General features: G+C 44.9%; 3 protein-coding genes. All 3 read left to right on the forward strand.

All coding sequences use genetic code 11. The features are described 5' to 3' along the window. Positions 1–23: 23 nt before the first annotated feature. The 3 genes from J7E78_RS08860 (at position 24) to J7E78_RS08870 (ending at position 14,949) form a co-directional block, all read left to right on the forward strand. Positions 24–14,009: a non-ribosomal peptide synthetase gene (locus tag J7E78_RS08860; RefSeq protein WP_215075871.1), complete on the forward strand. Its 13,986-nt coding sequence runs from the start codon at positions 24–26 to the stop codon at positions 14,007–14,009. A gap of 28 nt (positions 14,010–14,037) precedes the next feature. Next, on the forward strand, positions 14,038–14,193 hold the full coding sequence (locus J7E78_RS08865; RefSeq protein ID WP_215075872.1) for a hypothetical protein: 156 nt from the start codon (positions 14,038–14,040) through the stop codon (positions 14,191–14,193). 141 nt (positions 14,194–14,334) lie between these two features. Beyond that, complete coding sequence (locus tag J7E78_RS08870; RefSeq protein ID WP_215075873.1) at positions 14,335–14,949, forward strand: TetR/AcrR family transcriptional regulator; 615 nt, start codon at positions 14,335–14,337, stop codon at positions 14,947–14,949. Positions 14,950–15,014 lie beyond the last annotated feature (65 nt).

The raw sequence follows: 15,014 nt of genomic DNA on the forward strand, positions 1-15,014 counted from the left end.
GATTTAAGGGGAGGACATAAGGGATGATGAACAAACCGGAAATTGCTGATATTTATCCATTATCTCCAATGCAAGAAGCACTGCTGTTTCATTCGCTTTACGACCAGGGAGACGTATATTTCGAGCAAATGACTTTTACGATTGATGGGTTCGTCGATGTTAAGGCATTGGAACGCTCCATGAACAAAGTTATCGAGAGATATGATACGCTGCGGACGATCTTTATTCACGACAAAATCAACAAGCCGAGACAAATCGTGTTGCGAAACAGAAAAGTTAAATTGGAATACATTCAATTGACTGAGCCTGATCCTATCGAGCAACGGAAGATGATCCGGCAGATAGCGGAAGAAGATCGCCAGCGGTCTTTTGATTTGTCCAAAGATATCCTGCTACGCTTGCAAATGATCCAAACCGGCCCGGCGGCATATACGCTGATCTGGAGCAATCATCATATTCTTATTGATGGATGGTGCCTGGGTATCATTTTTCAGGAATGGTTCTCCCTCTACAAACAGGAGATTCACGGAACACCTGCACAACTTGATCGTGTTATTCCCTATAAACGGTATATTAAATGGTTGGGTGAACAGCAGGAGTCGGAAGCCAGAACCTATTGGAAGAATTATCTCGCTGGTTATGAGATCGGAGCGGACTTCCCTGCGGAAATAGCTTCGGATTCAGCGGAACCACCGTCGATTCAGGAGATTACGTTTAATTTGGGCAAGGGGCTGACAGATCAATTAATGGATGTTAGCCGTAAATATCAGGTCACGATGAGCAGTCTTTTTCAGACATTATGGGGAGTAGTACTTCAATACTACAGCAATTCTGACGATGTGGTATTTGGAACCGTAGTGTCTGGAAGGTCGGCTGCCATACCGAATGTGGAGAAAATTGTAGGTTTGTTCATTAACGCTGTACCCGTAAGAATAACGTCGAAGAATGAGAAACAGTCATTTGCCCAATTACTGAAAGAGACACATCAAAATGCCATTTTGTCCGAGGAGTTTAGCTATCTGTCTCTCGCTGAAGTGCAGGCGGAAGCGGGTCAGAATGGTCAGCTTTTTAATCATATCATGGTGTATGAAAACTACCCGTCCAGTGCCAGCATGTTTGATACCAAACAGTTCGAACTGGGATTTGATATTACTTCCATTGAAGCCTATGAACATACCAATTATGATCTGAACATTTCCATAGGTCCAGGTGAGGAGATTCGGGTCAAGATCAATTACAACCAGCAGGTATATTCGGGTTCTTTTATCGAGCGATTGTTTATACACCTGAAACAAGCCTGTCTAATAATCGCGCGAGAACCTGAGATAGGTGTTTCAGATATTCGTATCCTGACCCCGGAAGAAAACAATATGTTGGCGATAGGGAACGAGACCACAGCAGACTATCCGAGGAACCAGTCCATTTCAGAATTATTTATTCGACAGGTGGAGTTATATCCTGATCATCCAGCGATTCAATTAGCTTACCAGACGTGGACTTATGCAGAACTCCATGCTCTGGTTGAAGATTGGGCCAAAGCTATACAATGGCATGGCATAAAGCCAGGAGACAAGGTAGGTCTGGTTGCCCGGAAATCCATGGAGATGATTGCAGGCATGTTGGCTATTATTCGGGCTGGCGCTGCCTATATTCCACTTGACCCCACATTTCCGGCCGATAGATTGACCCATATGCTTCACGATAGTGGCGCACGATCCCTGCTTCGTTTCACTGAATTAGAATTGCCCAACTATGAGGGACATATCTTAACCTTGGATATGTTGATGATGCATGAACGTTCATTCAAACCGAACAATCACCATGAGATTGATTTTCTTTCGGGTCCACGGGATGCCGCGTACATTATCTATACTTCAGGTTCGACTGGAAAACCTAAGGGTGTGGTTGCAACTCATCAAAATATCATCAAGACTGTGCGAAATAATGGTTATGTGGAACTGAACTCCAAAGACCGGATTCTGCAAATTTCGAATTATGCTTTTGATGGGGCTACCTTCGATATATACGGGGCATTGTTGAATGGCTCGACGCTTGTACTGACTACTGAAGAACAGATGCAGAATGTAGCTTCGCTTGCCGATATGTTCATCAAGGAAAAGGTTACGGTCGCTTTTATGACAACTGCGCTATTTAACACGATGGTGGATTGGAACCCGAGCTGTTTCAGCAAGGTAAGGCATCTTTTGTTTGGCGGTGAGAAAGCTTCAATCAGGCATCTGAACAAAGCATTTGCTGTCTTGGGACCAGAACGATTATTGCACATGTATGGGCCGACAGAAACGACGGTGTATGCGACATATTATCCGATTACGCAGCCTGATCTCGTACCCATAGGCAAACCAATCCACAACACAACTGCTTATGTCATGAACTCCAAACGTAATCCGATGCCTATTGGTGTGACTGGAGAATTATACATTGGCGGTGAAGGGTTGGCCAGTTACCTGAATGCTCCAGAATTGATGCTGGAACGCTTTGTGGATAACCCATATGCTCCGAATGAGAAAATGTATAAAACTGGGGATTTGGTTAAACGTCTGCCTGATGGAAATTTGGAGTTTGTAGACCGTAAGGATCATCAGGTCAAAATCAGGGGTCACCGCATTGAGCTGGGAGAGGTGCAGGAGAAGATGAGGGCTCTTTCCGGAGTGGAAGATGTTCTTGTTACAACATGGCGGGATGGGCAGGGGAGTTCCAACTTAAGTGCATATATCATCCCTGTTCAATATGCAGATGCTCATGTGGAGCAGAATCAGCAAATTCAGGATTGGAAGTTGGCGTTGAAAGCCCGCTTACCAGAATATATGATTCCTGCTGAATTCCAGATTCTTCGTGCATTTCCGCTTAATTCTAATGGCAAAATCGATCGGAAAAACCTTCCTATTCCAAAGGTGATGGGTCAACCCAAAAATCAGCCACTGTCTGGAGATACCGAACAGAAGCTGGCTCAGATCTGGGAAGATGTATTGGGCATTAAACCAGGTGCCGGGGATCACTTTTTTGAACTTGGGGGGCACTCGTTAAAAGCTATGATGCTGGTAGCCAAAATACATAAGGAGATGGACGTAAAACTTTCCTTGCATGAAGTGTTCCGTGCAGCAGTACTGCGGGACATGTCTGTATGCATTGAAAATTCTCGCAAAAGTGTATATAAGGCTATCCCTGCCGCGGGAGTACAAGAATCGTACCCGGTATCCGCATCGCAAAAAAGAGTCTACATTGCACAACAGCTGGCTCCAATGGAGACCAGCTACAATATGCCGATGGTCCTGGAGATTGAAGGTAAGCTTAACCGGGATAAGCTTGAGAAGGCCTTCATACAGCTTATACAACGGCACGAGGTTCTAAGAACGCGTTTCATCTGGTCTGGTGAACACTTGCGGCAACATATTCTGGAACCCGCGGAACTAACCTGGGGTCTAATCAACTATGAGATGCAAGAGCAACAAGAGGGTGCGTATCTCAGCACCGATAATCTGTATGACCAAAAAACGATGATTGCCTCACGTCTTGAGACATTTGTACAGCCATTTGATCTTTCAACCGGTCCGTTGATCCGTGCAGCCCTTGCTGAAATAACATCCGATCGAAGTCTCTTGTTCATTGATATTCATCACATCGTATCTGATGGTGTATCCACCGGAATCATTTATAAAGAATTGACCCAATTATACGAGGGCGAAGAGCTATCACCCGTAAACCTACACTATAAAGACTACTCCGTATACGAACAGAATGAGCGAACAAGTCAGAGATATGAGGATAATCGGAAATACTGGTGTGCTCAATTCGAAGGTGAACTTCCGAGTACAGAGATTGTACCTGATTATATCAGGCCTTCCGTTCGATCTTATGAGGGGCATTCGATCTCATTTCAACTTGAATCTGAGCTCGCCGATCGCCTAAAAAGTCTTGCTGCTAAGCATAAAACCACACTATATGTTGTCTTGCTGGCCGCCTATAATATCATGTTATCCAAATATACCGGAGAAGAGGATATTGTGGTCGGTTCACCCACTGCCGGAAGATATCACGAAGATGTTCAGCCTATGGTGGGCATGTTCGTCAATACGCTGGCCCTGCGTAATCAGGTGCCAGGTGAACTCACAGTGGATGAATTCATAGGTCGGGTGAAGTCCAATTTTGTTGAGGCGCAAGAGCATGGAGAGTTCCCACTGGAGGACCTGCTTGAGCATCTTCAACTGTCAAGGGATCTTAGCCGGCATCCGTTGTTCGATACCCTTTTTGTACTGCAAAATATGGATATTCACCCAATCCAACTGACGGGAACTACATTTACTGTAGCAGAGTGGGACTGGAATCATGCCAAATTTGATATGACATGGGGATGCCAAGAGGATCGCCATGGATTGAACTGGACAGTGGAGTATGCTTCCTCCATCTACAAAAAGTCAACCATTCAGAAGATGATTGATCACTTCAAAAACATACTTGTACAAATGGGTGATGCCCGCTACATGAGGCTGAAGGAAATCCATTTGTTAACGAACGATGAGCAATCCGCTATGCTTGCTTGCAATGAAACTCAGGCAGAATATCCACGTCAATCCAGTATTTCGTCAGCAATTGAGGAGCAGGCTGCCCGAACTCCTGATCAGATTGCGGTCATGGATAAATATCAGAGCTTGACATACAAGGAATTCAACGAAGTGACAGATCAATTTGCACGGGTACTGATGGAAAAAGGAATGAAGCAAGGAGATGTTGCAGGTCTGTTGACCGATCGTTCTCTGGGAATGATCATAGCTATTTTTGGGATTCTCAAGACAGGTGCTATGTATATTCCTATTGATCCTTCCTTTCCCGAAGAACGCAAGCGTTTCATTATGGAAGACAGCAAGGCCAATTGGCTGATCACAGCCAATGAATTAACTATGGCTGGATGTACAACACATCAGTTGTCACTTGATGCAATACTTCAAGAGGCAGCAAGGACGAAGCAACAGTTCGGAAATTGGAAGTTGCCAGCAATCCCACCGGAAGCAACAGCGTATATGATGTACACTTCGGGCTCGACCGGTAAGCCCAAAGGGGTTATAACCAGTCATCGAAATATTATTAAGACAGTCATTCACAATGGCTTCAGTGAACTATCCCCTGCCGATCGGGTACTTCAAGTATCCAATTATGCATTCGATGGCTCAACCTATGAGATTTTTGGGGCACTATTAAATGGTGCATCACTCATATTAATCGCCAAACATACTTTACTCGATGCTGCCGAACTGGCCAGAACGATGGATGAACAACGAATTACGTCGGCCTTTATGACGACGACATTGTTCAATACGATGGTCGACTATGACGTTACATGCTTCAAGCATGTGAGAAAACTATTCTTTGGTGGAGAGAGCGCATCGATTAAACATGTACTGAAAGCACTGGATTACTTGGGTGAGCATCGTGTTGTGAATGGGTACGGACCGACAGAAACCACTGTTTTTGCTGCCACATATTCGGTTGAAAGCAGTTTGCGTCAACATGTTCGGGTTCCCATCGGAAGGCCGATACACAATACACGACTATATGTGCTTAATCGCTGGAACCAACTGCAGCCGATAGGGGTTCCAGGCGAGCTGTACATCGGGGGCGAAGGTGTATCGAAGGGATATCTGAACCAGCCTGGTTTGACGGAAGAACGCTTTGTTCCAGATCCATTTATCCCTGGAGAAACGATATATCGGACAGGAGATTTGGTGGTTTGGAGAGAGGATGGCCAACTGGAGTACTTGGCAAGAATGGACAATCAGATCAAAATTCGGGGCAACCGGATAGAACTTGGTGAGATTGAAACCAGATTGAAAGAAATTCCCACCGTGAATGAAGCAGTGTTAATTGCACGCAAAGAGGAGCGCGGCGAAGGTTCCCTCCTATGTGCATATGTAGTGCCCGAAGATCTTGCTACGAAGCAGATGGACAGCTCCGATCTGGTTTCTAAGTGGAAGGATGAATTAAGACAGTCACTTCCGGAATATATGATTCCTGCTTTTATTCTTATTGTGGACACCATACCGATGACATCCAATGGTAAGGTGGATCATGCTGCTCTTCCCAAGCCTTCGTCTAAATGGAATACGGCGGAAGTCATACAGCCTGAGAATCCGTATGAAGAGCAGTTGCAGCATATCTGGTCCGAAGTTCTCGGGAAGGATTCTCCGGGCATGCTGGAATCATTTCTGGATCTTGGAGGACACTCGCTTAAAGCGATGACCATGGTAGCCAAAATACACCAGATGTTTGATGTTAAACTAAGCCTTCAGGATATCTTCAGCCATCCTACCATCCGGGAGCAGGCGATGCTTATCCAGGGCAATTACAAGCTTCACAGGCATGTTTCCCTGCCAACTGTGAATCAGGATACAAGTTATAATGTGACTTCTGCTCAGAGAAGATTGTATATCATTCAGCAAAATGAAAATATGGGTACCAGTTATAATATGCCCATGGTATTACGAATCGAAGGTCATCTGAATATTGAACGACTCGAAAACGCTCTAATTCAGCTGATTGAGCGCCATGAGTCCTTACGAACCTCTTTCTTGGTGGAAGATGATGAGGTTAGACAACAGGTACACGCGCTGGACGAACTGGACTGGAAACTTGATATGACAGAAGTAAATGATGCCACATCGCAATACGGGGCTATAGATCATGACGAGGCGTCATGGGTTGCGTCATGTATTATTCCTTTTGATTTGTCAGCTCCAAGCTTGTTTAGAGCTTATGTCCGCAAGCAATCGGATATGCAGCATCTATTATTGCTGGATGTTCACCATATCGTTTCGGATGGAATATCAACAGCGATAATGTACGATGAATTATTCAGAATATATGAAGATGAAGAGCTGCCACTTCTGCAAAAACAGTATAAAGATTACGCTGCCTATGAGCAGCTACAGCAATCAACAGAAGCCTACAGTGCTGCTCGTGATTATTGGCATCGATTGTATGAGGGAGAGCTGCCAATATTGGACTTCCCTCTGGAGAATGTGCGTCCACGAGTACAACGCTATGAAGGAGCGCAGCATACATTCCTGCTGGGTGACGTTCTTGCCAAGCGCCTGACCGATCTCGCGGCGAGCCAGGATACAACCTTGTATGTACTGCTGTTAGCCGCATATTACATTCTGCTATCCAAATATAGCGGACAGGAAGATATCATTGTGGGTACACCGATCGCAGGCAGAGATCATGCCGAAACGGCTTCCATGGTAGGGATGTTTGTTAAAACGTTGCCCTTGCGCAGCGAAATCAAGCCGGAACTTACGGTTGCAGGGTACATGGCTTCATTGAAGCAACGTGTACTGGATTGCTCCAATTATGCGCTGTACCCACTTGAAGAGCTGCTGGATCATCTGCAAATGGTCAGGGAGCCGAGTCGCCATCCCCTATTTGAAACGTTATTTGTACTACAGAACATGAACATGGCTCAGCTAAAGGCGAATCAGCTAACTATTGATCAGATGGAGACAACAACAGGGCGATCCAAGTTTGAGATGACTTGGGCTGGACATGAGTTGAAAGAAGACATCTCCATGACGATTGAATACAATACCGACTTATTTTCCCATGCCAGGATCCTACAATTGTCTTCCCATTATGCACACATTCTTGAACAGATGGTCAATGATCCCAATCTGAGTCTAAAAGACATTGAATTATGTACATTGGAGGAAAGCTTGTACTTGGAGAAGCATGAAGGACAGGTTGTTGAATATCCAAGGGAAGAAACAATACCAGTGCGGTTTGAAAAACAAGTGAGACAGCACGGAGATCGTGCTGCGTTGATCATGGGATCCATGAGCATGACTTATAGTGAGTTGGGGATGAATGTTAAACGGATGGCTGAAACGTTAAAACAGGAAGGGGTTCGTCCGGGAGACAGAGTCGGATTGTTAACGGATCGCTCCATGGGAATGATCGTGTCCATTCTCGGCATTCTAAAATCCGGAGCCACATACGTTCCACTTGATCCGGGCTTTCCACAAGAGCGCATGGCCTTCATGCTTGAAGATAGCCAGGCACAATTGCTCATTGCTGAACAAGGTCATGCTGTTCACGGATTTTCTGGGAAAACAATGGTGTTGAATGAACAGAGCTGGAGTGGACCTTTTAATGAAGAGTTCGAGCGGGATCAAAAATCCCAACCGGATCATGCAGCTTATGTGATGTATACATCGGGTTCAACCGGGAAGCCAAAAGGAGTTGTAACCACACATCGTAACATTATGAAGACCAGTATCCGGAATGGGTTCATTGACATGATGCCTGCGGACCGGGTGCTGCAGTTGTCCAATTATGCTTTTGACGGATCGACTTATGACATTTTCGGTGCTTTGCTGAATGGTTCCGCGCTTATCTTGATTTCCAGAGAGGACATGCTGCATATTACAGAACTGGCCCGTACATTGGATGAACAGCGGATTACAACTGTCTTTATGACGACGGCTCTGTTTAATACGCTGGTAGATTACGACTTGAGTTGTCTGAAACATGTGCGAAGACTGTTTTTTGGTGGGGAGCCCGGTTCCAGAAAACATGTCCTGAAGGCACTGGGTTATCTTGGTCCCCATCGCATTATTAATTGTTACGGCCCAACGGAAACGACTGTTTTTGCAACAACATTCTCTGTGGACGAGAGTATGCAGGACAGAAGCAATGTGCCTATAGGCTGCCCAGTTCACAATACACAGGTATATGTGCTTAATCCGTGGGGAAAGAGACAGCCGATTGGGGTACCCGGAGAACTCTATATCGGGGGAGAAGGACTGGCACTAGGTTATTTGAATCAACCAGCATTGACGGAAGAGCGATTTGGTAAGAATCCGCTGAAGTCAGGAACAAGACTCTATCGTACAGGAGATTTGGTGAAGTGGTTACCTGATGGAAACTTGGAATTCCTGGATCGTTTGGATCAGCAGGTCAAAATTCGTGGCAATCGAGTGGAGCTGACAGAGGTCGAAAGCAGGCTTCTTGTATTACCGGAAGTTAAAGAGGCGATGGTAACATCTGGACGGGATGAGCAAGGGCACTCCTTTCTCTCAGCATATATCGTTCCTCATTCGACATCTGAGCCTAGGCTGGCGGGTATTATTCGGGAACAGTTGGTTCACGATCTTCCAGATTATATGGTGCCTTCCACATACACCTTGCTTGACTCTTTTCCGCTCACCAGCAATGGCAAAGTGGATAAGAGAATGCTTCCGAATCCACAACCCCTGTTAACCGAGAGTTATGTTGCACCAACCAATCCGCTCGAAGCTGAACTGGCCGAAATTTGGACCAATGTTCTGGGGTTATCAAGAGTAGGCATTTACGATCATTTCTTTGAACTTGGAGGACATTCTCTCAAGGCTATGTCTCTTATTGCCCAGATCCATAAAGCTTTTGATGTAAAGTTGACGGTACAGGATGTGTTTACCTACACTTCCGTGCTGGATCAATCCAAGTTTATTCAAAAAGCTAGAGGGACCCATCGTTATGCATCGCTGCAACCTGTGACGGTTCAAGATACCTATCCTGCTTCGTCGGCTCAGAAGAGACTATTTTTCCTTCAGCATATGGATCAGCAAAGTACCAGCTACAATATGCCAATGATATTTGAAATTGAAGGTGAACTCTCTACTGAGCGACTCGAGGAAGCTTTTGTCTCCCTGATCCATAGACATGAATCTTTGCGTACGTCTTTTGAACTTGTTCAAGGGGATCTCAGACAGCGTATATGGCCTGCAGAAGACTTGGAGTGGAGGATGGAGCGTACATTGGTTGAACGGAAGGAAACAGCTATTGCTGATACAAAGACGTACGTTCATTCGTTCATTCGCCCCTTTGATCTGAGAGATCACAAGTCGCTTATTCGTGCAGGCTTGTTAAGTACTTCAGCAAATAAACATATTCTGGTTGTGGATACTCACCATATTGTTTCTGATGGTACATCGACCGGTATTATCTTCAGTGAACTGTTTCAGTTGTATGAACAACAAAAGTTTGAGCCGCTTCCTGTTCAGTACAAGGAGTATGCTGTCTGGGAACAGGAACAGAAGCACGCGGAAAGCTATCGAAGCAGTGGGGAGTACTGGCTGAATCAATTCCAAGGTGAACTCTCGGTGCTAAATCTTCCTTATGACAATTCTTATGGCAGAACGGATAGACCAACTGGGGCGCGAGTAGAGATGCGGCTTGAAGCAGAGCTGACTGAACAGCTGCAGATGCAGGCAGAAGAGAACAAAACAACATTGTATACGGTAATGATGGCGGGCTATTCCATCCTGTTGTCCAAATATGCCGGACAGGAGGATATCGTCATCGGTGTACCTACAGCCGGGCGGGAACATGCAGATACTGCATCCGTGGTTGGCATGTTCGTGAATACTTTGGCATTGAGATTGAGGCCCGAGGGAGAGATCGAAGTACAGAGATACATTCAACAGGTTCACAACCTGTTGCTGCAGGGATACGAACATGGGATGTATGCTCTTGAGGAGTTAATTGAACAATTGGCATTGCCCAGAGAACTGAACCGTCATCCGCTATTTGATACGATGTTTGTGTTGCAGAACATGGAGCACTCATCACCTGAAGCGAGTTCGATCTCCATACGTCAGATACCTTCTGGCTCGAGTGAGCCCAAGTTTGATATGACATGGGGAAGTGTTGAACACGCTGAAGGCTTGAGCCTAACCGTTGAATATAATGAAAATCTGTTCTCTTCGGAAACGATTGAACGCATGATGCATCATTATGAACATATTTTGCAGCAAATGGTGATTCGCCCTTATGAGCAAATCATGAAGATTGAGTTGTGTACTCCGGAGGAAAGGCTGCACCTGGCGAGTCTCGAAGGAGAGATCGTAGATTACCCGAGGGAAGAAACGATATCACAAAGGTTTGAAAAGCAAGTGCTGCAATATGGGGATCGACCATCCGTTGTGATGGGTACGGAGGAGATAACCTATGGAGAGTTGGAGATAAGGGCCAATCAGCTTGCAGAGATACTCCGACTGAAGGGAATCGCATCGGGTGGAGTGGTAGGGTTACTGGCTAATCGCTCTATAGGCATGATCGTATCCATTATGGGGATTTTGAAGGTGGGAGCTGCATATGTACCGCTTGATCCGACTTTCCCGGAAGACAGGTTAGCCTACATGCTGAGAGATAGCCAAGCCCAACTATTGATATCTGAAGTTAATCTGGGCGTACATGATTTTCAGGGTCAAACGATATTGCTAGACGAACGCTTATGGGATGAGATGGCCAAGGAAGAGGTTGTATCTAACCGGGTTCAAACGTGGACGGCTGATTCACCTGCCTATGTCATGTACACTTCTGGATCAACTGGTGCACCCAAAGGAGTCGTCACCACGCATCGGAATATCATGAGAACAAGTGTGAATAATGGGTTCATGGATATGGGGCCGGAAGATCGGGTTTTGCAGTTGTCCAACTATGCATTCGATGGATCAACCTATGAAATATTTGGCGCATTGCTTAATGGGGCTGTTCTGGTGCTGATTCCCAGGGAGGACGTTGTACACACAGCTGAACTTGCCAGAACGCTGAAAGAAGAGCGGATTTCCTCTGCTTTTATGACGGCTGCACTGTTCAATACCCTTGTGGATTATGATGTGACCAGTCTGACACATGTTCGCAAACTGTTTTTTGGCGGCGAAGCAGCCTCTCGAAGTCATGTTCTAAAGGCTCTGGATTATCTGGGTCCACACCGATTGGCTAACGGCTACGGACCTACAGAGACGACCGTTTTTGCTGCAACCTATACTGTGGATGAAACGCTGAGAGATAGACGGAATGTACCTATTGGGCGTCCGGTTCACAATACCAAAGTCTACGTGCTTAACCGTTGGGGACAAAGACAGCCGATTGGTGTTCCAGGGGAACTCTATGTTGGTGGAGATGGCCTGGCCTTGGGATATCTCAATCAGCCTGCGCAGACATCAGAACGATTCATTGAAAGTGTTATTACACCTGGAGAGATCATTTATCGCACTGGCGATTTGGTCAGATGGTTGCCTGATGGAAATCTGGAATATTTGGATCGCCTGGATCAGCAATTCAAAATTCGTGGCAATCGCATTGAACTTCCAGAAATCGAGGATCACTTGATATCCCTAACTGAAGTGAGGGAGGCTGTAGTTGTTCCCAAACGGGACAAACAAGGCCATTCCTATCTTGTAGCCTATGTTGTACTGCAATGGGAAGAACAGGCTGCACAGGAACAGCTGGCTCATATCAGGCAAGAGTTAAGTTCAATGCTTCCACAGTATATGATCCCGTCTAGATTTGAGTTTCTGAATAATCTGCCGCGCAACTCCAATGGAAAAATAGATCGAAGAGCCCTGCCAGAGCCAGTCAATCAACTGACGAGTGGCTATTGTGCCCCCAAAAATACGCTTGAACAGGATTTGGCATTGATCTGGGCAGAGGTACTTGGCATTGAACGTGCAGGTACAGAGGATCATTTCTTTGAACACGGTGGACATTCACTGAAAGCCATGATGTTAAATACACTTATCCAAGAGCAGCTTCATATCCGGATAGATCTGCAGGATGTATTTAAGTATCCGACGATAAAGTTGTTGGCCGCTTATATCCAGCAGCAAGGAGCAGCCCTTTATCATGACGAATATGAACCTATTCAGCCTGCACTTGAACAGAGCACCTATCCTGCAACGCCTTATCAAGCTTACGGTTACGAAGCAAGCGAGGGCAATAATCATTGGAATATGCCAATGGCATTCCATATCAAGGGAAGACTTCAGGCGAAGCAGCTGGAGAATAGTTTTAGGGCCTTAATTGAACGCCATGAAGCTCTGCGTACCTCATTGCACAACGAGGGAGGACAAGTGGTTCAGTGTATTCACCAAAGGACTCCTTTTGACCTGATTCAAGAGAACGTTGAGTCAGAGTCAGACAGAATACGTATCATGGAATCTTTTATTCAACCGTTCAATACAGCACGGGCACCACTTCTTCGTGCGAAGCTTCTCCATATGGGAGAAGAGGAGCATGTGCTTCTGATGGATATGCATCACGCCATATCGGATGGTACATCCGTAGGCATTCTGATGCACGAGTTGATTCAGCTTTATCAGGGGATAACGCTTCCGCTTGTCCAGTTACAATATAAAGATTATGCTGTTTGGCAAAAAGACAGGCTTGCTCGGGGAGGATATGCAGAATCCCAAATCTTCTGGAAGGAAGTACTTCGCGGCTACCAACCTTTTACGATAAGTAGCGAACGTGTAAGTGACAAGGACATCATTTCTTATGTGGGCGATCAGATAGTTGTGAAGCTGCCTGCAAGCCATCTCGTGCAACTTAGAGAAAAGCTCCATGATTCAAGCTTAACGGACTACGCTATTTTATTTTCGGTATATTTGCTTACGTTGCATCAGAAGACGGAGAGAACGGACCTGATTGTAGGAACGTATGCATTTGGCAGAAGAAGACCTGAATTGCAGGACATGGTTGGTTTGTTTATTAATTCAATTCCCTTGCGAAATATAATATCAACAGGTGATACGTATCACCAATATCTTCTTAAGCTCCAGGCTAACCAAATAGATGCATTTGATCATCAGGATTATCCATTTGAAAAAATGATGGAAGATGCAGGTTTCTCTTCTGCACCCGATGGGGATTTGCTGTTTGATACCATGTTTAACCTCAACAATTTTGCTCAGCGCTCTGTAGAAAATTCTGAAATTCAGATTACTCCATTCAAGTATGAATGGAAGTTCAGTGAGTATGAGATCTATGTTACAGCTCAGAAAGTTGGAGAACATTTCAGTATCCACTTTGACTATCGGGTGGCAAGTTTCACCCGGGAGGAAATGGAGCAGTTTACCAATCAGTATCTGAGGTTATTCGAACATATTGTGGAGGAGCCTCATATTCTTATTGATCATCTGAATCAGATGAACCATTGGAAAGATTCTGTGATACACTAGTATAAACCATTCATAGGAGGAGAAAAACATGAGCAAATTTTTCAAATTCGGAGTTGTAAGGGACGAGGAAGTACCCGAAGAGATCAATGAATTGGTGGAAGAAACAGAGAAACTGCCCGAGACGATTAGACAGGAATTAAGCGACGCTTTCAAAGAAGAAGAAGATGAAGATAAAAATAAATAAATTGATAATAATTTAAGTTTTCATAATGTACCCTCTTGCAAATCTCAGGAAAATATGAGATATGTAAGAGGGTACATACATAAAGTGCATTGACGGAAAAAATTGGGTGTGATACTATTAGACTGAATGGTCAGTCTTTTGATGGAGGGGTCTTCAATCGAAGTCAAACGGAGAAAAGATGTTGCTCAGATCAAGAAAGATATTGCTCGTAATACCAAAGAGTTATTTGCCCAAAAGGGATATAGTGCAACCTCCATGGAGGACATATGTACAATCAACAATCGAAGTAAAGGCAGTATATATTATCATTTCAAAAGTAAGGAAGAACTCTTCATGTATCTCATCAAACTCAATAACGAAGAGTGGATGGATTCATGGCTGGAAAAGGAACATCAGTACGAGACGTCTGTAGATAAACTATATGGTCTTGCAGATCATTATGTTGATGATTTGGCGAATCCGCTCAATCATTCGATTAACGAGTTTGTCTCAGGTCAGGTGGTCAGTCAAGAGATGCTGGATGAGATGCTTTCCCTGATCCGAATTCCTTATATGACTTATGAGCGGATCATCTCTAGAGGGATTGAGGATGGCGAATTGAAACCGGAAGATCCACAGGACTTAATGCACATTATTAACGGTCTTTTTAACGGATTAAGCACACTTTATTATGAAAAGGATCTGACCGATATCAGACGACTCTACAAAAAAGGTATTGCCAGTATGCTAGTGGGCATCCAACAACTTCAACAATGAAAAGCTGATGTATAATCAGTTTTTCTTTTGAAAATTAATAAACCGGACAGTCGGTTTAAAGGGAG

The sequence above is a fragment of the Paenibacillus polymyxa genome, assembly GCF_018614975.1.
In the GTDB taxonomy this organism is placed as follows: Bacteria; Bacillota; Bacilli; order Paenibacillales; family Paenibacillaceae; genus Paenibacillus; species Paenibacillus polymyxa_E.